Annotated in this window: 20 protein-coding genes and 1 tRNA gene; 8 read left to right on the top strand and 13 right to left on the bottom strand. The window is 38.5% G+C overall.

Annotated elements, in window-relative coordinates; all coding sequences use genetic code 11:
• Positions 1-11 precede the first annotated feature (11 nt).
• From ACOKFD_RS02145 to ACOKFD_RS02120, 6 genes are all read right to left on the bottom strand, one after another.
• Entirely contained in the window at positions 12-611 is a 600-nt protein-coding gene (locus ACOKFD_RS02145) for an SPOR domain-containing protein (protein WP_298998493.1), read from the bottom strand.
• 149 nt (positions 612-760) lie between these two features.
• A complete protein-coding gene (locus ACOKFD_RS02140; RefSeq protein ID WP_422859742.1) occupies positions 761-1,591 on the bottom strand; it encodes a CvfB family protein in 831 nt (276 codons plus the stop codon).
• A gap of 77 nt (positions 1,592-1,668) precedes the next feature.
• Positions 1,669-2,010 carry a DUF2853 family protein gene (locus tag ACOKFD_RS02135; protein WP_422859741.1) on the bottom strand — a complete coding sequence of 114 codons (342 nt, stop codon included), beginning with the start codon at positions 2,008-2,010 and terminating at the stop codon, positions 1,669-1,671.
• Between the two features lie 50 nt (positions 2,011-2,060).
• A complete protein-coding gene (gene menD, locus ACOKFD_RS02130) occupies positions 2,061-3,794 on the bottom strand; it encodes a 2-succinyl-5-enolpyruvyl-6-hydroxy-3-cyclohexene-1-carboxylic-acid synthase (protein ID WP_422859740.1) in 1,734 nt (577 codons plus the stop codon).
• A 41-nt stretch (positions 3,795-3,835) separates the two neighbouring features.
• Entirely contained in the window at positions 3,836-4,912 is a 1,077-nt protein-coding gene (locus tag ACOKFD_RS02125; RefSeq protein WP_422859739.1) for a chorismate-binding protein, read from the bottom strand.
• Entirely contained in the window at positions 4,893-5,315 is a 423-nt protein-coding gene (locus tag ACOKFD_RS02120) for a PaaI family thioesterase (RefSeq protein ID WP_422859738.1), read from the bottom strand. Before ACOKFD_RS02120 ends, ACOKFD_RS02125 begins: the two co-directional genes overlap by 20 nt.
• A 55-nt stretch (positions 5,316-5,370) precedes the next feature.
• On the opposite strand from ACOKFD_RS02120, the gene ACOKFD_RS02115 reads away from it, so the two are divergent.
• Both ACOKFD_RS02115 and ACOKFD_RS02110 read left to right on the top strand, forming a co-directional pair.
• Positions 5,371-5,607 carry a hypothetical protein gene (locus tag ACOKFD_RS02115; protein ID WP_422859737.1) on the top strand — a complete coding sequence of 79 codons (237 nt, stop codon included), beginning with the start codon at positions 5,371-5,373 and terminating at the stop codon, positions 5,605-5,607.
• Positions 5,608-6,021: an alpha/beta hydrolase gene (locus tag ACOKFD_RS02110; RefSeq protein WP_422859736.1), complete on the top strand. Its 414-nt coding sequence runs from the start codon at positions 5,608-5,610 to the stop codon at positions 6,019-6,021.
• A gap of 1 nt (position 6,022) precedes the next feature.
• Here the strand turns inward: ACOKFD_RS02110 and ACOKFD_RS02105 are convergent, their stop codons facing one another.
• Both ACOKFD_RS02105 and ACOKFD_RS02100 read right to left on the bottom strand, forming a co-directional pair.
• Positions 6,023-6,958: a hypothetical protein gene (locus ACOKFD_RS02105; protein WP_422859735.1), complete on the bottom strand. Its 936-nt coding sequence runs from the start codon at positions 6,956-6,958 to the stop codon at positions 6,023-6,025.
• A 98-nt stretch (positions 6,959-7,056) separates the two neighbouring features.
• Positions 7,057-8,067 carry a 4-hydroxyproline epimerase gene (locus ACOKFD_RS02100; protein ID WP_422859734.1) on the bottom strand — a complete coding sequence of 337 codons (1,011 nt, stop codon included), beginning with the start codon at positions 8,065-8,067 and terminating at the stop codon, positions 7,057-7,059.
• 164 nt (positions 8,068-8,231) lie between these two features.
• On the opposite strand from ACOKFD_RS02100, the gene ACOKFD_RS02095 reads away from it, so the two are divergent.
• The gene (locus tag ACOKFD_RS02095) at positions 8,232-9,785 is read left to right on the top strand and encodes a M28 family peptidase (protein ID WP_422859733.1); all 1,554 of its coding nucleotides are present in this window, start codon (positions 8,232-8,234) and stop codon (positions 9,783-9,785) included.
• Positions 9,786-9,837: 52 nt separating this feature from the next.
• On the opposite strand, the gene ACOKFD_RS02090 is transcribed toward ACOKFD_RS02095, so the two are convergent.
• A tRNA-His gene (locus tag ACOKFD_RS02090) sits at positions 9,838-9,913 on the bottom strand.
• Between the two features lie 285 nt (positions 9,914-10,198).
• On the opposite strand from ACOKFD_RS02090, the gene ACOKFD_RS02085 reads away from it, so the two are divergent.
• Positions 10,199-12,274 carry a tetratricopeptide repeat-containing sensor histidine kinase gene (locus tag ACOKFD_RS02085; RefSeq protein ID WP_422859732.1) on the top strand — a complete coding sequence of 692 codons (2,076 nt, stop codon included), beginning with the start codon at positions 10,199-10,201 and terminating at the stop codon, positions 12,272-12,274.
• Here ACOKFD_RS02085 and bshB1 read toward each other — a convergent pair whose 3' ends face one another.
• From bshB1 to ACOKFD_RS02070, 3 genes are read right to left on the bottom strand one after another with little or no spacing between them, the layout of a single operon-like run.
• Complete coding sequence (gene bshB1 / locus ACOKFD_RS02080; protein WP_422859731.1) at positions 12,275-12,997, bottom strand: bacillithiol biosynthesis deacetylase BshB1; 723 nt, start codon at positions 12,995-12,997, stop codon at positions 12,275-12,277.
• Positions 12,998-13,007: 10 nt separating this feature from the next.
• Positions 13,008-14,177: a trans-sulfuration enzyme family protein gene (locus tag ACOKFD_RS02075; RefSeq protein WP_422859730.1), complete on the bottom strand. Its 1,170-nt coding sequence runs from the start codon at positions 14,175-14,177 to the stop codon at positions 13,008-13,010.
• Positions 14,178-14,211: 34 nt separating this feature from the next.
• Positions 14,212-15,621: an MATE family efflux transporter gene (locus ACOKFD_RS02070; protein ID WP_422859729.1), complete on the bottom strand. Its 1,410-nt coding sequence runs from the start codon at positions 15,619-15,621 to the stop codon at positions 14,212-14,214.
• Positions 15,622-15,828: 207 nt separating this feature from the next.
• Here ACOKFD_RS02070 and ACOKFD_RS02065 point away from each other — a divergent pair, with 207 nt between their 5' ends.
• Entirely contained in the window at positions 15,829-17,133 is a 1,305-nt protein-coding gene (locus ACOKFD_RS02065; RefSeq protein WP_422859728.1) for a M14 family metallopeptidase, read from the top strand.
• Between the two features lie 30 nt (positions 17,134-17,163).
• Here the strand turns inward: ACOKFD_RS02065 and ccsA are convergent, their stop codons facing one another.
• Positions 17,164-20,376 carry a cytochrome c biogenesis protein CcsA gene (gene ccsA / locus ACOKFD_RS02060; RefSeq protein WP_422859727.1) on the bottom strand — a complete coding sequence of 1,071 codons (3,213 nt, stop codon included), beginning with the start codon at positions 20,374-20,376 and terminating at the stop codon, positions 17,164-17,166.
• A gap of 105 nt (positions 20,377-20,481) precedes the next feature.
• Between ccsA and ACOKFD_RS02055 the strand changes: the two genes are divergently transcribed.
• The 3 genes from ACOKFD_RS02055 to ACOKFD_RS02045 are packed head-to-tail and all read left to right on the top strand — an operon-like array spanning position 20,482 to position 22,379.
• Positions 20,482-21,273: a Rossmann-like and DUF2520 domain-containing protein gene (locus ACOKFD_RS02055; protein ID WP_422859726.1), complete on the top strand. Its 792-nt coding sequence runs from the start codon at positions 20,482-20,484 to the stop codon at positions 21,271-21,273.
• Positions 21,257-21,784, top strand: coding sequence for an HAD-IIIA family hydrolase (locus ACOKFD_RS02050; RefSeq protein WP_298998450.1), 528 nt, complete (start codon positions 21,257-21,259; stop codon positions 21,782-21,784). Before ACOKFD_RS02055 ends, ACOKFD_RS02050 begins: the two co-directional genes overlap by 17 nt.
• Positions 21,777-22,379, top strand: a complete 603-nt coding sequence (locus tag ACOKFD_RS02045; RefSeq protein WP_422859725.1) for a Maf family nucleotide pyrophosphatase — start codon at positions 21,777-21,779, stop codon at positions 22,377-22,379. Before ACOKFD_RS02050 ends, ACOKFD_RS02045 begins: the two co-directional genes overlap by 8 nt.
• Positions 22,380-22,384 lie beyond the last annotated feature (5 nt).

Here is a 22,384-nt window from a genome sequence, read left to right as displayed (position 1 = left end):
AGGATTCAATGCTAATACGGGTCTTCTATCTTCAATCTTTTACCATCCTTGTACGAGGCCACAAAAGCATCATTAAAACCCATATTCACAAGCTGCGCCCTAAAGGTTTGAGCTTCATCCAAGGTTTCAAAGGTTCCCAGAGAGTATGCGTAAAAAGGATTGGTTTTAACAAACAAAGTGTTGGTCAATGCCTCAGAAGCAAGCGTTACGTTATTATCAACAAAAGATTTTACCTGAACCGAATAAATGGTTTCCTTGTCCAAAAATTCTTTAGCCAAATAAAACTCCTTTACCAAACTTAGCTCCCGGTTCTGTTTTTGCAAATTGCTGATTCTTGTTCTAAACGTATCCAAACTGTCCACTGCTTCCGAAAGGATTTCCTCATTCTTGAAATTGGCAGATGTTGTTAGGCCAGAAAAATAGGACCATAATCCAAATATTCCCAATAGAATGGCCGCAGTTATTCCTCCAAAAATATTTCTTTGCAGCTTTATTTTTTTTAAATCCTTGTTCTTGAATTTGATTTGGTCTAGAAGTCTTTCGTTAATAATTTGAGCTTTATCAACGTCTTTGTGCAATTCCAGCAAATCACTTTCTTCAATAAACGGCATATTAGGGAGGTTTTTTTCTTTGATGTAATGTAAAAACATCTACATCAGTAACTTACTCTAGTTAGTACAAAAGTAAAATTTTTGTAAACACAAAAAAATATAGAGAAACAATTTTGCAATCAAAATGTTCATCACAATTGGCTGCGCAGTTATTTTAAATAGATACCATCCTCCTTTATCAGGATTTTTTTTGCCTTGTACAAACCCCCGATGGCCTTCTTGAATGCTTTTTTGCTTAGATGCAGGGTATCTTTAATCTCTTCTGGTGACGACTTATCATGAAGAGGCAAAAAACCATTGTTTTCCTGTAGTTTCTCAAAAATTAGGGTTGCGGTTGGCTCTAGCATAGAAACTCCAAGTGGCTGAAGGCTAACATCAATTTTGTTGTCTGGTCTAATGTTTTTTATATATCCTTTTAAACGCATACCTACGCTAAGAGGTTGAAAAATGTCGCTTTCAAAAACCAATCCCTTATATTGGTCTTCTATGATTACCTCCCAACCCAATGGGGTTTTTCTATAGGTAAGAATATTGACCTCAGTGTTTGTCTCCAAGTTAAAATCCTCATTGGACAAAAACTTGTTTAATCTGCTGGTAGCCACCAAACGAAACGATACTTGATCTAAAAAACAGTGCACCAGATATTTCTTGCCTGCTTCCATTCGAACTTGCTGTTCCCTAAAAGGGACAAGTAGATGTTTCTCCAAACCCCAATCCAAAAAAGCTCCAAAGGCGCCAACTTCTTTGACCTCCAAGCAAGCAAAATCACCTCTTTTTATTAATGGTTCCAAAGTTGTTGCTATAGGTCGCTCACTGCTGTCCAAATAACAAAAGACTTCCATTTCTCCATCAATCTCAAAATCTTCTGGAACATATTTGTTGGGCAGCAAAACCTCAGTTCCTTCCTCATCCCCTAAAAAAAGTCCAACACGGGTGCTACGCAGCACTTTTAACGTATTATAATTTCCCAGCTCTATCACGGGTCAAAGGTAGGTTCAAAATTGACATAAAAAAAGCCACACTAAATAGGTGGCTATTTTTAACTCATATGTTCCTCTTAGTTGTACACAGATTCTTTTCCAAAGTGTTTGGCCAACATATAATAGATTACAGCTCGATGTTTGTTTTTATCCGATCTACCGTATTTATCAATGACACCGTTGATAGCATCCATTAACTGTCCATTGTCAGAAAGTCCAAGTTTCTTAATCAAGAAATTGTTTTTTACCGTTTCCAGCTCTTTTTCATCAGAACCTGAAACTTTGGACGCATCCGCATTATAGATGGCCGGACCTAAACCTATGGCCACTTTATTCAATAAATCCATATCCGGGGTTTCTCCGAACTTGTCCTTAATATCGGCCGCATATTTTACGACCAAATCATCTCTTTTACTCATAATAGCTAGTGTTCTTTTAGTGTTATCAGGGATTCTATATCCTCTTGGTTCTAAGATATGAAATCGAAATAATCGAGCAAAATTTTATCATTTTCCAATCGAGGGGTAAAGACTTCTAAGATTTTTGGTTTCTCTGAAACTGAGTAAAAACTTTCAAGCCGATTTTGCAATTCCTTTTCATCGGTTGCTTTAGTATAGTCTATCCCATACATTTTTGCCAAATTTTCAGCATTCAAATTGTGGGTAGTCTCAAAAAAAGATGAGAATTCTTCAGTTTGTTCGCTACCTGGTAAAATCCTGAAAATACCCCCTCCTCCATTGTTGATAAGAATAATCCGAAAGTCGTTTCTAAGGTTTTCAAACCACAAGGCATTACTATCATAGAAAAAACTCAAATCTCCTGTTATTAAAGCCGTAGGGTTCGGGTAATATATGGATGCGCCTATCGCGGTGGATGTACTTCCATCAATCCCACTTGTTCCCCGGTTGCAGAATACCCGAAGAGTCTCCTTCATCGGGAACAATTGAGAATACCGTACGGTAGAGCTATTTGCTAAGTGAACTTGATAGTCTTCCGGAATAGAGCCTTGAATTTCATTGAAGGCCAAAAAGTCGGAGAACCCAATTGTATTCAAATATGTATCCCTTCTTTTCTGATATTTGTTCTTTACCTCATCCCACCGCAACCTAAAACCACTTTTTTCTTCTTTTATGGGCAAACTATTTAGAAATGTATTCGGTTCTTTTTCAATATGGGCGGACAAGCAAAAAAAAGTATCATAGGCTTTGTTCCTACCAATATGCCAATGATGTTTTGGTTTGTGTTTTCTTAGAAAAGCTTTTATTTTTTTTGAAACTATCAATCCTCCCAAGGTGATAAGCAAATCCGGTTTTAGCGCAGCAAAAAGGTTTTCTTTATCTGCAGATTTTTCAATAGGAGCAATAATACTATCGATACTCGGAAAAAAACGATTGCCATGAACATTTGATGTGGTCTCCGTAAAAACCAAAGTACTGGGATCCGAAGCCAATCTATCCAAAATGGTCTTTTCCAAAACGTCTGGTTGTTGGACGCCAATCAATATCATTTTTCTTCGGGACTCTGACCAGGTTTGTGCGTATTCGGCTAAATCAATATCTGGTAATATTGAATGAGGGGTATCTAGATCATCAGGAATTGCAATGCTGCGTTTTTCGGTTTGACCATACAAGGGCTCTTCAAACGGTATATTTACATGAACCGGAAGGTTTTCTGAAACAGCCATCCGTAAAGCCTGAAAAATCTCTTTTTGATTATATGCTTCGATTTCTTGCTGTGAATCCGACAACAAGGACTCATCAAAAGTTTTAATCACTTCAGTGGAATGACAAACATCCAGTTTTAAGTTGGTCTCATACCCGATATGCTGCTTGAAAATATGTTGCTGCCGAATGGTCTGACCGTCTCCTACATCAATTTTGTATGGCGGACGGTCTGCAGAAACAACAATAAGGGGAATCTCACTATAATATGCCTCTGCTATGGCTGGATAATAATTCAAAAGGGCGCTTCCGGAGGTACATATTACCGCAACGGGTTCCTGTAATTGTCTTGCCATCCCCAATGCAAAGAATGCTGCACATCGTTCATCCACAATGCTAAAGCATTTAAAAAAGGGATTTTTGGAAAAACCTAAAGTGAGCGGGGCGTTTCTCGAACCTGGAGAAATGACAATGTTTTTAACTCCCTTGGCCTTAAAACTCAAAACTAGAAGCTGCGCTGCGGGGATTTCGGAATACATCATGCAATACAAAAATACGGCCCAAAACCATATTACCCCAAAACCTACATAGGAATTTGAAGTAAGCTCAACATAGTTTTGCTTTTGTTCTGAATTTCATTCCATTCATTCTCTGGGATGGAATCTGCCGTTATGCCTCCACCCACATATATTGATGCTCCGTTTTTTGTCAATTCCATCGAACGAAGGTTTACATAAAGTGAGGTGTTTTGGGATTCCCCCATTCCTAGTTCGCCCAAAAAACCTGTGTAATAAGTACGATTATAACCCTCATGTTCTAGAATGAACCTTTTGGACGCATCCAAAGGCAATCCGCAGACAGCGGGTGTTGGATGCAATGATTTGATAATGTTCTTTAATGAAGAATTTGGTAAGAGTTTAGCCTTTATTTCGGTCTTTAAATGCCAAAGCAAGCCTGCTTTTGAGCTTTCTGTGCCATCCACTTCTAAAGTATCAACTTCTTCAGATAGTCTTTTTTTTATAAAATCAGTGACTAGAGACTGCTCATCCAACTCTTTTAGTCCCCATTCTGGGCCAACACCGGGTTGATACGGTAAGGTGCCCGCCAAGGACATTGTTTTAAGGCTATTATTTTTTACTTGCAAAAATGTTTCCGGTGAAGCCCCACACCACAATCCAACCTTCGGGTGAAAAAACAAATAACAAAATGCTGATGGGTAAGCGTTCAACAAACGTAAAATCAAAATTTCAGGAGAGACTTGGTGTTTAACATCCATTTTTCGGGATAGCACAACTTTCCGCAAAACCCCTTCAGTAATTGCTTTTAGTCCTTTTTTTACTAAACCCAAATGATTTAATTTACCAGTCTCGTCAGGTTCCAATTTGATAACCGCATTGTTTTCATCATAAACTCGATAAGAAACTTTTTTGATTTTGTTCGGCCTTAGCAATACTGCGTTGTCCTTTAAATCAAAAGGAGCGAAAACAAAGCCTTCTTCCTGAAAATCCTTTGTAAAAATAAGCTCATCCGAATCCTGAAAAATGACTTTAACTTCACCATGATGTGGCTTGCGATAAAGACAAACAGGGTGCTCTTGCACTATGGCATTTTTTACTTCATCAAGCAGATCTTGAAATTCTTTATTTTCTGGGTAGCGCAATGGTGGTCAATTTGCAATTGGATACCAGATTTCCTTCTTCATCGGTAATCTTAATTTCCCAGAGTTGTGTGGTACGGCCTTTATGGAGAATGTGTGCCTTGGCATATACAAATCCGTCTTGAATTGACTTCACATGATTTGCAGAAATTTCTATTCCACGGACAAAAAACTCTTTGGCATCCAGAAATATATAGGATGCAGCACTACCCACACTCTCGGCCAAGGCCACAGACGCACCACCATGAAGAACACCATCCGGTTGGTGTACTCTTGGACTTACCGGCATTCTAGCTGTCAAGTAATTCTCTCCGACATCAACATACTCAATTTCCAATGTTTCCATTAAAGTGTTCTTGCAAATGGAGTTGCAAATGGATAGAATTTTTTCCTTGTGCTCGGTCATCTTTCAATTTTTTGTAAAATTACGGAAAGCTTTTGCAATAGATTCCTGAACCGTTATGTCAATTGAAGAAAAGAATGTCACTTACACTACCCAAAATACATATACTACCCTTAATCAATTCAATGAAAACACAAAATACGTTTGGTTGGTTTTTCATGGCATAGGGTATTTGAGTCGTTATTTTTTAAAGCATTTTGTCAATTTAAACCCCGAAGAGCATTACGTTGTTGCCCCCCAAGCCCCATCCAAATATTACTTAAAGAATGAATACAAGTATGTGGGCGCAAGCTGATTGACGAAGGAAAACACATTGGTTGAAACTGAAAACCTCATGTCCTATTTGGAAGAAGTTTGCCAATCTGAAAAAATATTGAATCACCCAAAGCTGATAGTCTTTGGTTTTTCCCAGGGTGTTTCCATTGCGCTACGTTGGATGGCCAGAAATCAAGTTCAACCCCATACATTGGCCTTGTATGCAGGGGGCATTCCGAAAGAATTAAAACATGACCATTTTGAATACTTGGATTACTTCAAAATAAATATCAAATCTATCTATGGAGATAAAGATGAATTCTTAAGTCCAGAAAGATTGAAAACGGAGAAAGTAAAGTTGGATAATTTGTTTCAAGGAAATTTTGAATTAATCACGTTCAATGGAGGTCATGAAATTAAATCCGAAATAATTACAGAGTTAATTAATCCCTGACTTAATTAGGGTTCTCACCTTGTTCCTGCGCTTTTTCTTCAGGATAATATGAAATCCTTCTTGTACTATAGGAATTACTTGGAGTGATTATTTTTTTTATCCAGTTTTTCTCAGGGCTACTATCAAACTGAAAAATAAATTCTTTTACTGATTTGGCATTTTGTGCCTCGGTAATTTCTTTTGTAGGCATTCCTTGTACATCATAAGCTAAACGCACTTTTTCAAAAGAAACGAACTGTTTCTTTGAAACGTCATAATTAAATGTTTCTGTTTTCAAAAGTTTACCAGAAGCATCAAAGGTTTTCTCAACCGCCTTATCTGGCTCTCCATCTACAAATTCCTTGGTAAGTACTACTTTATGTTTGGTATTCCCTACTTTTTTCTCGGATACGCGTTCCATCTTTTCCAGTATACCATTATGAAAAACGCTTTGTGTGGTTTCGTTTTTATATTGTTGATACTCAATAGTCGTTTCATCCACACCTTCTGCATTTGAAATTACTATTTTCTTCAACCTATCCTGTTCATCGTATAGATACTCCTGCTGTTCCAGAAATTGCTTATCGTATGAAATTATTTTTTCCAAAACCTTTCGGGATTGGGTCGTATCAAGGGAGTAAAAATTGACCATGGAAGTAGCCGCATCCAAAACATCATCCTTATAGCTTTCCATTCTCTTTTCAACCAAGTTGTTCCCTTCATATTTGTATAGGGTGATATCTTGATCAGATTCGTTGTATTGCGTTATGGTTCGATTTAATCTTCCCATTTTGTCAAACTCAAAAAGCTCCCTGCCATAATCAGTAATGACCAGGCATGATTTCACCTTACCACGCAAATCAAAATCTTCTACTTTGAAAATCTGAATTTCCTGTGAAAATCCTATTCCACTGTAAAACAATACTGTAAAAAAAAGAAGAGAGTACTTTTTTACCATACTGCAAAATTAGTTTTATGCCGTCAATAAAAAAATCAAAAGAGATGCCATATTGAAAAAATAACTTAAAAATATCAAGTTGTATCCATTCGCATTCATCAAATCACCTGAAAACCCATTGCATAAGGGTCGTTTTCCGTATCCATGGTAATTGTATTTCTACCATATACCTGGGCCCACCCTTTTATACTGGGAACGATGGCTTTATTATTGGCCAATATAGTAGCCTTCTCAACTTTGCCCACAAATTTAGAACCAATATAACTTTCATGAATGTATTCGTCACCCACTTGTAATGCTCCTTTAGCATAGAGTTGAGCCATACGTGCTGAGGTACCTGTACCACAAGGCGAACGATCAATGGCCTTATCTCCATAAAAAACAGCATTACGCCCAGATGAACCCTTATGCAAAGGAGTTCCTGTCCATAAAATGTGTGACACTTTGTTAATGTTGGAATTCTCCGGATGAACAAATGTGTCTGTGTATTTTTCATTGATTCTTTTGCGTAGTTCTTGAGAAAACTGAATCAAGTTGCTCGCAGAATAGTCTTGAATCCCAGAGAAGTTTTGTTGAGGATCTACAATGGCATAAAAATTACCCCCGTAGGCTACATCAAACTTCAACTCTCCCAAAAATGAAGAATCAATCCTTAGTCCCTTAGCCGCTAAATAACTTTTCACATTGGTAATTTGAACCCACTCCACCTTTTTATCTGGTTTATGATATCTAATCTCTACAAGACCGGCAGGAGCCTCCATTCGAACCAGACCTGAGGTCTTTGGTTGAATCAAGCCTTCCTCAAGAGCAATGGTAATAGTGCCTATGGTTCCGTGACCACACATGGGAAGGCACCCACTGGTTTCAATAAAAAGAATGGCAACGTCATTTTCTGGTTGATGCGGCGGGTATAGTATACTTCCGCTCATCATGTCATGGCCCCGCGGCTCAAACATAAGTCCAGTTCTAATCCAATCGAACTCCTTCATGAAATGCTGACGTTTTTCTTCCATTGTCTTTCCTACAAGTTGAGGACCCCCGTTAACTACCAAACGAACAGGATTACCGCAGGTATGTGCATCAATGCATTCAAAGGTGTGTATCGCCATATTTTTAGACTTAATGAATCTAAAATCGAAATTAGAAATATTCCTGCTTACAACCATTGTCAAAAGCTCTATTTACCTTGAATTCAAGTGAAAAGTAAATCTGAAGCTCATCAACTGATTCACAATCTTTTGACTACTTTTGGGAAATTTTGAATTGAAAAAGTATGAAAAATGTTTCCTGGGGATTTCTTTTTTTGATTTTCTCCTGTAACCCCTCCCAAAAAACATTATCACAAAAAAAGCCTTCGCAAAAAGCAGCGGATCCCATAGTGTATGCCCAAACAATTACCCAAAAAGAATTAAAAGACCATTTGTACACCTATGCCTCAGACGATTTTGAAGGAAGGGAAACCGGGACGCCTGGGCAAAAAAAAGCGGTGGAATATTTGAAATCCCATTATGAATCATTAGAGATTCCGGCAGCCAAAGCGGATGGGAACTATTTTCAGAAAGTTCCATTGCAAAAATCCAGTGTTCCAACAGGAAGTATCACCATAAACGGAAAGGAATTCACTATTGGCCAAACGGCTATTTCATTTGCCGCGGCGGAAGGAAACTATGACCAAGTTGTTTATCTGGGTTATGGTATTGAGGAAGAAATATACTCTGATTACTCCAAAGTTGATGTAAAGGACAAAATAGTCTTAATCAAATCTGGAGAACCCAAAAATGAAGATGGGACCTATACATTAACAGATACCGTTGAGCCATCGATTTGGAGCAATATGTCTGAAGCCATTGGTAAAAAATCTCAGTTAGCATTGGAAAAAGGCGCCAAAGGGGTTTTTTACTTTGATTCTGAGAACTATACCCGTTATTCAGAGTATTACTCATTTATTAAAAACAGTACCAATCACAGGATGTCGTTGCTTGATGAAGCCAACAGCGCATTGTTAATGGTATTGAATTTAGAAGCTGCCAAAAGTCTTTTCCCAGATATAAACTCAGATAGTACACCCAAGTATTTAAAAACAAATATCAATTTAGATATTGTGAGCACAGGTTTAGTAGATTCTGAAAACGTGGTGGCACTTTTAAAGGGTAGTGAAAAGCCTGATGAATACGTTGTAATTTCTTCCCATCTAGACCATATTGGCGTTACTGAGGACGGGCAAATCAATAATGGGGCGGACGATGATGGTTCTGGTAGCGTAGCACTTTTGGAGATTGCAGAAGCATTCAAAAAAGCCAAAGATGAAGGTAATGGCCCAAAACGTTCTATAATTTTTCTTCATGTAACCGGAGAGGAAAAGGGACTTCTAGGTTCCAAATATTATACAGATTACGACCCTATTTTACCCTTGGAGAACACCGTAGCCAACTTGAATATTGATATGATTGGAAGGATTGACCCAAATCGTGAAGGCGATAGAAACTATATCTACCTCATTGGTTCCGATAAACTAAGTACAGAGCTTCACGATCTATCAGAAGAGATTAATGAAAAATATATGCAGATTGAGTTGGATTATAAATACAACGATGAGAACGACCCCAATCGGTTTTATTATAGAAGTGATCATTACAATTTTGCCAAAAACAATATTCCCATCATATTTTACTTTAACGGTACCCATGAAGACTATCACCAACCAGGAGATACGCCTGATAAAATAAACTATGACCTTCTTGAAAATAGAACCCGATTAGTTTTTCACACGGCATGGGAAGTAGCCAATAGAGAAAATAGAGTGATTGTGGACAAACCAGTTGAATAGATTGAAAACTCTATAAAAACAAAAAAGCCCCTTTTTAAGGGGCTTTTTTAATGGGTGGAAGATCGGTCTCGAACCGACGACCTCCTGAACCACAATCAGGCGCTCTAACCAACTGAGCTACAACCACCATTTAAAAGCGGATGCAAAGTTAAATTTTTTTCTCAATTCTATCAAAAGATTTATAGATTGGATTGCAACTGATTTTCATCTCACACCAAAACCTTATGAAGGGTTAGTTTTTCAAGGTAACCACATGGTCTACAGTTTATTGTGTCTTACGTCGATGAATTCTATGCGTTCATCTAACAGACCTACATATTTTATATGTTCACAACATAAAATTCTAAGCCAACTTTTTTGTGCCTAATTTTAGCCAGTTAGAGATTGTATTTCCCATGTCCCAAATCACTAATATGAACATCCTCAACCTACCTAATTTCCTTAAAAAAATGTGCCTTTTTGGGGTTTTGCTCCTCTTCACATTTAAATTGCAGGCTCAAAAAAGAAAAAGAGACAGTGTTGCTTATAGAATTAAGCATCTCGTTTCTACCAATAAGTTTAGCACAAAAGATTCTACACATCTCGATTTATTGGCCAACTATTCAAAGTATTATCGCTTTATAAATCAGGATAGTCTTTACACCATTTCAAAACGAGTATTAAAACTGAGCAGGGCCATTCAATACAAAGGTGGAGAAATTAAGGCGCTGGAAAATATTGGATTGTTTTATTCTGACAAAGGAGATTATGAAAAAGCGCTTCGAAATTATGAGGAAGCTTTGGAGGTTGCCAGAAAAATAAATGATACTGAATCAGAGCTCGATATTATAAATGATATGGGGCAGGATTACGCCTATATAGGCGATTACGCCAAAGCGCTCAACCTATATCTTAAGGGATTGGATGTTGCTCAGCAAACAGACAACAAATGGATGCTTTCCATACTCAATGAAAACATTGCCAATTTATATGTGCGGCAAAAGGATTTTAAAAATGCCCTGACTTTTTATGACCGGATTCAGGCCATAAATGAAGAACTTAAAGATGATATATTCCATGCTGAAACTCAAAGCAATATGGCCTCACTATACAAAGAGGCAAAAAACTATGAGTTGGCCATGTTCAACATCAACAAGAGCATAATAACTTTTGAAAAAGAGAAGATTTACGATTGGCTGGCATATGCATATGAAGTAAAAGGAAGTATCTACTTGGAGCAAAAAAAGTACCAATGGGCATTACATTGGTATGACCAAAGCAATATGCTACACCAAAAAAAGCTTCAAGATGATAGGGAGAAAATCAATTTGCTCAATGGTATGGCCCAAGTCTATCTAGGTCTTGATAGGGACAGTTTATCTCTTTCCACGGTAAATGAAGGATATGCTCTTTCTAAAAAAATTAAATCCTTACAGGGACAAATTGACTGTTCAGAGACCTTATATAAAATCCATAAAAAACGAGGCGAAAGCGATGTTGCATTAGGATATTTAGAAGCCTTCAAGAGACTATCAGACTCTCTTTCCAAGGACAAGAACAAACAAAGCTTGGCCTTATTGGAAACCAAATTACAGTACCAGCAAGAAAAGCAGGAACTGATTTCCACAAATAAAACAGCACTGGCCAAACAAAGAAACTACATCTATTTTTCCGTATTGATGGTATTGATTCTTTTGACTGTTTTATTATTGATTCGTCGTAGTGAAAAGGTCCAGAAAAAACTGAACAAAGAACTAAAGTTTAAATCTATTGAAGTTAGCAGACGAGAAAACGAGCTAACTGAAATCAACAAGACCAAAACCAAGTTGTTCTCAATTATCGGGCATGACCTTAGGGGCCCAATTGGCGCACTTCAAGGTATGCTAAAGTTATTTTCTGATGGCGAAATCAGCAAAACAGAATTTTTATCCTTTATCCCTAAGTTGCGAAGCGATGTTGACAACATTTCTTTCGCATTGAATAATTTGCTATCCTGGGGACAGACCCAATTAAATGGAGTAGTAACTAAGCCTAAAAGAATTCAGTTGGAAAAGCTGGTGTTGGGCAACATTAAACTTTTATCCGAAGTAGCCGCAGGAAAATCAATTAAGATTATCAACCGTCTACCAGAAAATATATTGGTTTGGGCAGATTACAATCAAATTGATATTGTAGTGCGAAATCTTATGAGCAACGCTATTAAATTTACACCAGATGACGGGTTGATAACCATTGAAGCTGAAGAAGATTCTGATGTATGGCGCATAATGATTAAGGATACTGGTATTGGGATGAACAAAGAAATCCAGAAAAAAATCTTCGCAGACTCCAACAATATAACAACCTATGGAACCAACAACGAAAAAGGTACTGGTTTAGGTTTAACTCTATGTAAGGAGATGGTCAATAAAAATAAGGGGCAAATTTGGGTGGAAAGCACACTCCGAAAAGGCTCTACATTTTCTTTTACTGTTCCTAAGGCTGAAAAAAGATATCAGCAGGCGAGTTAATCAGATAAGGTTGTCGAGGTTATCAACTCCTACAAATCTTTCCACCGTAAACCCTTCAGCATACTCCACCCCTATCAATCTTCCTAGGTCTCTAGCACGATAGTTTACGCTATCAATAAAATTTTTACTGCTAATTGGTGTTTCAGGTTCGTCACTATTCGGGTCAAAAAACTGTGAGCTATAGGCTAAAATTGCTTCTGTCTTTTTATCAATAAACCCAGTAACATCTACTGCAAAATCAGGAGTTAAGTTCTTCCATTGAATGTAATGATACACTACTTTTGGTCTCCAAGCTTCCTGCCACTCTTCTTCTCCATCCATTTTAGTATCTATTTTGGTCAAACCACTTAAAAAACAAGCATCGCTTACCAATTTGCTTCCCTTGCCATGATCAATGTGGCGGTCATCCACCGCGTTGCACAGTACAATATCTGGTCGATACTTACGCACCATTTTCACAATTTCGAGCTGATGTGCTTTATCGTTCACAAAGAACCCATCAGCAAACTCCATATTTTCTCGAACCATAACGTCCAAAATCTCAGCAGCCTTGACCGATTCCTTATCTCGAATTTCAGCGGAACCTCGGGTTCCAAGTTCACCCCGGGTCAAATCTACTATACCTACTCTTTTTCCTCGGGATACTTCCTTCGCTATAGTTCCTCCAGCACCCAACTCAGCGTCATCGGGATGGGCACCAAATACTAAAATATCTAATTTCATCAATGTGTGGTTATACAGGTATGGTCATGGATTTCGTTTTGGAAATCGCTTGTTCTATATCACGAACTAAGTCTTCTATTTCCTCAATACCTAACGAAAAACGTATTAAAGAATCTTTGATTCCTTGTTTTTGGCGGTCTTCAGGACTCATCAATGCATGTGATGTTTTGGTAGGGGAAATCATAGTGCTTTCAACCCCAGCCAAACTCATCGATGGTTTAATAAGTTCCAAACTTTTAAAAAAGAGGGAAACATCTATTTCAGGGTTTAATTCAAAGGAAAGCATACCGCCGAAACCCTTCATCTGGGATTTGGCCAAATCATAACCTGAATGAGATTCGAGGCCTGGATAATAGACATTTTCCACATTTTGGTTGCTTTGCAAGTACGTAGCCATTTTCATAGCATTCTCGTTTTGAGCCTTTACACGAAGCCCCATAGTTTTTACACTACGTTCCAGGAGCCATACCGTATAGTCACTTAAACTACCACCAAAACATATGGCCGTTTGAAACACTTTGTCCATATTCTCTTGGGAGCATGCAACAACGCCTGCGCAAATATCCGAATGACCTCCCATATATTTTGTAGCACTGTGCAATATGATATCAATGCCGAAATCTGCTGGAGTTTGATTGATTGGACTCGCAAAAGTATTGTCAATCATAGTGAGAATACCGTGTTTGGATGCCAATTCGGCCACTCCCCTTAAATCCGTAATGGTCAACAAAGGATTAGATGGGGTTTCAACATAAATTAACTTCGTATTGGGTTTAACAACAGCTTCAAAATCGGATACTTCCCATCCATCAGTAAATGAATAGCTTATACCATATTTTTCAAGCTGGGTTACAGCAAAATTATACGTTCCTCCGTATAAAGTCTGTTGAAACACAATATGGTCACCGGCTTGCAAAAATGCCATCAAAGCAGTGCTTATAGCCGCCATGCCACTGCCAAAAATCATGGCTGCTTCGGTATGTTCCAAAGCAGCCATTTTTATGCTAAGTGCTTCTTGATTGGGTGTATTAAAATATCTTGGATACCTTTTTACATCTACATCTTCAAAGGCATAGGATGAACTCATATACAATGGTGATGCAGCCCCTTTATACTCCTTATCTTCCAGAGTGCCAACATGGGTACATACGGTATTTGTTCCTTTAGGTGATTTCGTCATTGCATCAAAAATTTGATTAAATATACGAAACCAACTATACTTGAACTTCCTTCCACCTGCCCTTTTTGAACCAAACTATGGCAATGATGGCCAACAAAATCTCAGCAGATGTAATGGCCACAAAAACACCCTTAGCTTCCCAGCCAAAACTTAAAGCGGCTAAATACGCAAAGGGCAGTTGATATGCCCAAAATGCAATCAGATTGATTTTGGTAGGAGTTTTGGTGTCTCCTGCTCCGTTAAATGCATTGGCTACTACCATTCCATAGGCATAAAAGACATATCCCACAGCAATAACCTGCAAACACAATGCACCACTATTGACAACATTAGGTTCAGAATTGAAAAGCGATATAATGTACTCAGCTCCGAAAAAGTATACTATAGATATCAAAGCCATGAAGTAGGCATTGTACTTGCCTGTAATCCATACGGACTTTTCGGCTCTATCAGGCTTCTTGGCTCCCAAATTCTGTCCCACCAACGTCGCAGCAGCGTTACTCATGCCCCATGAAGGCATTAGGGTGAACATAATTACGCGGATGGCAATGGTATAGCCTGCGAGTACCTCACTGCCAAATTCGGACATGATTCTCATAAGAAATACCCAACTGGATGTGCCAATCAAAAACTGGGCTATGCCCCCCAAGGATACCTTAATTAGGTTTACCATCACTTTAAGGTTAACTGCAATGTCTTTTAGTACAAGCTTGATTCTACTCCATCCAAAAAACAAAATACCAATTTGGAAAAGTACCGCGGTTCCCCGTCCAATATTGGTAGCAATTGCAGCACCCATTACCCCATATTCTGGAACAGGCCCCCAACCAAAAATAAAGATAGGGTCCAAAATAATGTTCAATCCATTGGAAAGAACCAAGGCCCACATGGCAATAGAGGCATCACCGGCACCACGGAAAATGGCATTAATCAAGAATAATAGCATTATAGTGATGTTTCCACCCAACAGAAACTTAGTATATCCATACCCTTCGGCAATCAAATCTGGTTCAGCTCCCATAAGACCCAAAATCTCCTTGGAATAAAAAATACCTACTAAACCTAATAGGACTGCTACCAAAACTCCCAATATAATAGCTTGTACAGCTGCAATTCTGGCACCTCTTACATCTTCCTCCCCTATTCTTCGGGCAACCACGGCAGTTGCGGCCATGCTTAACCCAATCGCAAGGGCATAAATCAAGGTTATTACAGATTCCGTTAGGCCAATGGTAGCAACAGCATTTACACTTACTTGGGACACATAGGCAATATCCACAAGAGCAAAAATGGATTCCATCAGCATCTCCAAAATCATGGGTATGGAAAGCATGAAAATGGCCTTTCGGATACTTCCGGATGTGAAATTGTTTTCCTTGCCCGTTACTGCAATCCAGAAATAGCTAAAAAATTTTTTAAATGAATTTGTATTGGAATTCGTCATTATTGATAAAGAATTATGTTGTAGAAAAGTAAACAGCGAGTCAGCTCAGTTAAATACCGATTAGCAGTTGCCCGGGAGGGCTATGACATCTATAGCTGACATAATTCTTATAACTTCATGATGGTGCAAAGATGGTATTTTTTTTCAATTTTACTGTAAATTCCCCAATAAAATATTTTCAACTACCAACTAACTCTTCCAAGCATCATGAGAATTTATGCGTATTTCCTAGCGACCCTAATTATCCTTTTTACGTCTTGTAAAAACTCTATTTCCGTAGCACAGCAAGACACTTCTTCGTCAGCTTCTCAAGGGTACCAAGGCCAAGCTCTCAGTCCTATAGTTCCAACAGTGGACAAACCCGTACAGCGTCAATGGAAAGGAATATGGTCATTTGAGGATGAATCGGTCTTCTTTAGCAATGATTTTGATAGTGCCAGATTGAATGGGGTCGCATCCGATGGAAATAACCATTTCACTATTTGGATTACAGCTGAAAACACACCCATAAATGTAAGTCCCTGGTATGCTTTTAAAGTGTGGTCCAAAGAACCCAAGGAAATCACCATAAAACTGAGCTACCAAGATTCAAGAAGTCGGTATTATCCCAAACTAAGTAGGGATGGTATCCATTTTAAACCTATTGACAGTACCCGTTTTAAAGCAATACAACCAGGAGAAGGAAACTTCGGTATTAAAGCTGCACCAGAATTTGCCGAACTTACTGTTGAAGTGGACGAAAATCCATTGTGGATTTCTGCACAAGAGCTTTATTCTTCAAAACGTGTAAAAGTCTGGATGGATTCACTTTCGGTAAATTCTTACGTAAAATCTTATGAGATTGGAAAAAGTCATGAAAAACGCCCTATACATCTAATGGAAATTGGAGGTGAATCCACTCAAAAGAAAGCTGTGATGGTGATATCGAGACAACATCCACCGGAAGTGACTGGCTTCCTAGCTATGAAATCTTTTACTGAAACAATATCAGGGGATTCGGAACAGGCCAGAGAGTTTAGAGAAGAATTCACCGTTTTTGCAGTACCTACAATGAATCCAGATGGCGTGGATAACGGACATTGGCGACATAATATGGGAGGTATTGATTTGAATAGGGACTGGCAAAACTTTAATCAGCCTGAAACCCAGAGCATACGAAAATTTTTAAAGCAGAAAAGCTCAGAAGGCTATCAATATGCTTTTGGTGTTGACTTTCATTCTACCTGGGATGATATTTATTACCCGATAGACACAACAGTTACCGGACAAAAAGGCAAAATTGTTTTTGACTGGATAAAAAATATCGAAGATAGATTACCTCAAAAGGAATCCAATGTTAAACCCTCTGACAAACTAAGTCCAACAATGGTATCACGAACCTATTTCTTTGTGGAGCACGATATGCCTGCCATAGTTTTTGAACTTGGAGATAACACACCACGTGATTTCCTAAAGGAAAAAGGTAAAGTAGCTGCCGAAGAATTAATGAAATTACTGCTTGAAGATGACTGAACTATTGTATTTGTTAACTATCAAAGACATTTATTCCTGGCCCAGAGGCGCACCTTTTAGTTTTTTCTCTGCCGGAGGTTGAACATAGTTCACACGGTATCGCCAATAACTAATTGCACCGAGAATTAATATCCCTAATACGATATACTTTACGTAGTCTGGGGTTATCGCGGCAGAACCAGATTGGGCATAACTATGCAACCCAACCAAATAAAAGTTGACTCCGAAATAAGTCATCATGATTGAACCATAAGCAGCAACACTCATAAAATTATAGAACCATCTTCCCCTTAGTGCTGGAACAAAGCGCATGTGAAGAACAAATGCATAAACCATTATCGAAATCAAAGCCCAGGTTTCTTTTGGATTCCAACCCCAATAACGCCCCCAACTTTCATTGGCCCACTGTCCTCCTAAAAAGTTTCCAATGGTCAACATGACCAATCCAATGGTTAAAGCCAGTTCATTGATAATAGTCAACTCTTTCAAGTTGATTTCCATTCGTTTTTTGTTCTTTTTGGTAGTCAAAATCATCAAGAGCAAAGCCGTTACACCTAGAATCATTCCAACAGTCAAAGGACCATAACTCCCTACGATTACGGCAACATGAATCATCAACCAATAACTGTCCAAAACGGGCACAAGATTTCCAATTGAAGGGTCTACCCAACTTTGATGGGCAATAAAAAGGAGCATGGAAGCTACAAAAGTACTCGCCGCCAAAGTGAGGTCACTTTTCCGAATAAAAAGTAGCCCTAAACCTAAAGTTGCCCAACTCACATAGAGAATACTCTCGTATGCATCACTCCATGGAGCATGACCTGATATGTACCATCGCATTATTAATCCAATCGTATGCCAAATAAAAAAGATGACAATGATGCCCTTGAAAAAATAAGTTGCGGCTTTCCAGATTTCCCTTTCCTTGAAAATTCTAAATATCAATACAAAAAACAACAAGGCCCCAAGCACCATGTAGTATTTGTAAAGGCGGTTAAAAATATCCAGCTTGTTATAAATTATCTCAGCTTTTATTTTTTCATTGGAAGGAAGTACTTCGGACCCATGGTTCCTTTGATTCTGCTTAAAGGCCTCCAAAAGCTTGTCCGATTGGGCATAATCTCCCGTGTTAATTGAATTTTGAAGCGTATTCAAATAATATGGAAGTGCGTTGACCATAAAATTGGCATATAGCGAATCTTGCACTTGGTACTGCCCTCCTCGAAATTCAATTGCAGATATCCATTTATTGTTCTCATCGTTCAACAATGGAAATACTTTAAGGATTTGACCGCTCAAAGCCATTTCCAGTAAACTAAAACGCTCATGTAGCTTAATAAAGTCTCTCTGAAACTTATTGGGGTTTGTGGTAGATGTGGCCTCCTCTAAGTAGGGCTTTAGGCGATACATCCCCGTTGCGTCAAATAAATCCGTGGCTTTAACATACTTCTCCCCTTTCTTTACCTTTAGTATCTCTCGAATACTATCATTTTGTTTAGAACCTAAGTTGGTAACAATAAATTCGGTATGGTACCAAGCAACGCGGTTGAGCATCATGGATAAAAATACTTGATCTGAATCAAGCCCTCGAAACTCATCCTTTCCGCTTAACTTTCTAAGAAGTTCTGAGGTGAATGTATGTAGAGGCTTCATACGTCCCCCCTCGTCTTGTACCACTAAAGCTCCAAATTTTTCGGCATGCTCCTTGGAAACCGTGGTCGCCTTAATAACAGAGTCTATTTGGGCCCTAGTCGGCGCGGTGATATGATTTTGAGAAGTTTGCTGAGCAAAAGAAAGTGAGCAAATGAAAAAGGCAAATACCGTTAAGGCTGCTTTCTTCTTTTGTAGTTTTTTCAACGATGTTGCTAGCTCTCTAAATCGTGTTTTTCCAAAAAGCATGATTCCCATTAAACCTAAGTACAATAAGAAATATCCAATATAGGTAATCCAAGTACCCAAAAAGTCATGATTTACAGATAGTACGGTTCCCTTTTCATCAGGGTGAAAACTAGATTGGAAGAATCTATACCCTTCATGATCCAAGACATGATTCATAAAGATATCGTAATCAAAGTTACGTTCATCCTCAACCGTAATTTTACTCATAAAGGAAGCATAACCAGTTTCGGTTCCTGGGTACTTTTCTGCAATAAAGTCATTCAATTGGATAGCAAACGGTAATTCGTGGATTTTAGACCCATAGCTCAATGAAAACCCAAGCCCTCCTACATTGATTTTATTTGAAAAATTAGAGGTTCCTTTACCTCCTAGAAGTTTTATTTGTTTGGTCTCGTCATTGGCAGAGATATTAACCACAAGTGCGTCTTGGGTAGCCTCAGTTACTTCTTCCTCTGGTACCTTCACAACTCCATAATTTCCTTTCACCAATGGCTCCGGAATCACAAATTGCATTCCTGCTAAAGTATACAACGATCTCAATTGCAAGGTTTGAAGACTATCTTGGACTACATTGCCTTGAAACTGGTCTGCCATACGCATGAACCCACCACCAAATGGCGTTTTAATCTTAAAATCGCCTTCTTCCGCAAAAATGTTTATAGCCCCTGGAGTTTCGTTGTTAAGTGAAAAAAGAACATTATGGATGCTGGCTATCTGACCATCTTCCAAATAATGCTCATGACGCTGCCCGTCACCTGCCTCCACTATTTTTAAATACGACTTTCCATTTTCATCAGGAACAAGTCCTTCTTTGGCTCCATCAATAAAATCTACATAGGTTACGGAGAAATCCTGTCCATTGAAATCAGAACGCCAAGGAAGGCTGGAACGCATTCCTTCTGCCGTAACAAGAATATCGTCTTCCAATATTCTACGCTTCGTTTCACCGTTAATCTCCCCATCCACATAGGCGGTCAAATAGGTCTTGTCCGAATAAAATCTACTTTCGGTTTCACCCTCACGAATGGGCATCATCCCTTCATAACTAACGTATCGGGTTACAAATGCACCAAGAATTATCAAAATCCATGAAAGATGGAGAACAAGCACGGGCCATTTCTTCCAGGAAAGCAACCTGTATCTAAAGATATTACCCATAAAGTTGATGACAAAAAATACCATAATGGCTTCAAACCAAGTAGCATTGTAAATGTAAATTCGTGCTGTTTCGGTGCTGTATGAACTTTCAATAAAAGTTCCGATGGCCATGGCTGTAGCAAAAACCAAAAACAAAACGGCCATTAGCTTTGTGGAGAAAAGTGTCTTCTTTAAAATATCGACCATGTATACGAAGCTGTATTTGGCTTGCAAAATTACCACCTTTTTAGATTTTTAAGTGAATGGTGTTCGTTTAAAAAGTTAAACAGTTTTGTTAATTCTTTTTAAAAAGTGATTTACACCAAATTTGTAGTTTTGACCATGCTCAATGTAGTGCTTATTGGTACAGGAAATGTTGCGGAAAACTTGATTCACGCATTATATGCTTCAAATCAGGTTGAACTGCTTCAAATTGTAGGAAGAAACAAGTACGCCCTAGAACAACATAAAGGCAAAGCCAAACCTTCATTGAACTTTAAAGATGTTGTGGAAGCCGACATCTACATTATTGCCGTTTCGGATAATGCCATAGAAGCCGTTTCCAAAAAGCTTTCTAATAAACGAGGTATTGTAGTCCATACCTCCGGAGCCACTTCTATGGACCATATATTATGCGAAAAAAAAGGTGTTTTTTATCCACTCCAAACTTTCACCAAAGGAAGAATTTTGGACTTTTCAAACATTCCAATTTGTGTGGAAGCTTCTAATGAGGATGGACTAAATACCCTTCAACAACTTGCAGGTCATATTTCTAAAAAAGTATACAAAGTTGATTCTGAGCAGCGCAAAAAACTCCATTTGGCTGCTGTCTTTGCCAACAATTTTTCAAACCACATCTTTCATATTAGCGAAGCGCTTTGCCAGAGGGGAGGTCTATCATTTGAGCTTTTAAAACCCTTACTTTTGGAAACCGTTGAGAAATTAGAAATCCTTTCCCCTTTTGAAGCACAAACTGGTCCAGCACGTAGGAACGATACAGAAAGCATGGAAAAGCACTTGGAGCTTTTATCTGATAACGAACATAAAAAACTATACACATTGCTCAGTGAAGCAATTATAAAGACCTATGAAAAAGAACTATAAAGAACTTTTGAACGACATTACCACTTTTGTTTTTGATGTGGATGGCGTATTTACCGATGGCTCCATTTTAGTGACCTCCAAAGGAGAAATGTTGCGAAAAATGAACGTAAAGGACGGATATGCCCTAAAAACGGCCTTGCAGAAAGGATATAACGTTTGCATCATTACCGGAGGAACCAATCAAGGGGTTAAAGAACGACTCAGAGGGTTGGGTGTTACTGATATTTATTTGGGCGCCCACCATAAACAGGAGCCTCTAGAAGAGTATTTAGACATTTATGATATTGAGTCCAAAAATGTTGTGTACATGGGAGACGACCTCCCTGACATTCCACCAATGCGCATGGTGGGCCTGGCAGCTGCACCTCAAAATGCCGTTGCCGAAGTAAAAGCAATTTCCGACTATGTTTCTCATAAAAATGGTGGAGAAGGCTGTGTTCGAGACATTATTGAACAAGTTTTGAAAGTACGTGGAGACTGGAACGATAACTTTAGTGCCAAGAATGACTAATCTAAATCCACTGGCCCAAAAACTTAAAGGATTCCATATTATCTTGGGTTCTGGTTCCCCAAGACGTAAACTATTTTTGGAACAACTTGGATTGTATTTCGAAGTACGGAAAAAGGAAGTGGAAGAAATCTATCCAGAATATTTAAAAGGAGAGGAAATATCTCGATATCTTGCAGAACTTAAAGCATTTCCATTCAAACCTGAACTGGAAGAACACGATATCCTGATAACTGCAGACACCGTCGTATGGAATAAGAACCAATCCTTAGCCAAGGCCTCAGATGCAAAAGAAGCTTTTAAAATGCTGCAAACCTTATCAGGAGATTGGCACGAAGTTATTACTTCAGTTTGTATCACTACCAGAAATGAGCAAAAAACAGTTTCTGCTTCCACAAAGGTGAAATTTGCAGATTTCACCGTTGATGAAATCCAATATTACATCGATAGCTGTAAACCATTTGATAAAGCCGGCGCCTATGGTATACAGGATTGGTTGGGTTTAGTGGGTATTATTGAAATCAAAGGCTCCTATACCAATGTGGTTGGCCTGCCTACACATCTCGTTTACAAAACGTTAATGAGTATGGTTTCTTGACAACG

Source organism: Flagellimonas ulvae (assembly GCF_049333175.1).
GTDB lineage: Bacteria > Bacteroidota > Bacteroidia > Flavobacteriales > Flavobacteriaceae > Flagellimonas.
The sequence above is the reverse complement of the archived record's forward strand: the minus strand, read 5'-3'. Positions and strand labels throughout refer to the sequence as shown.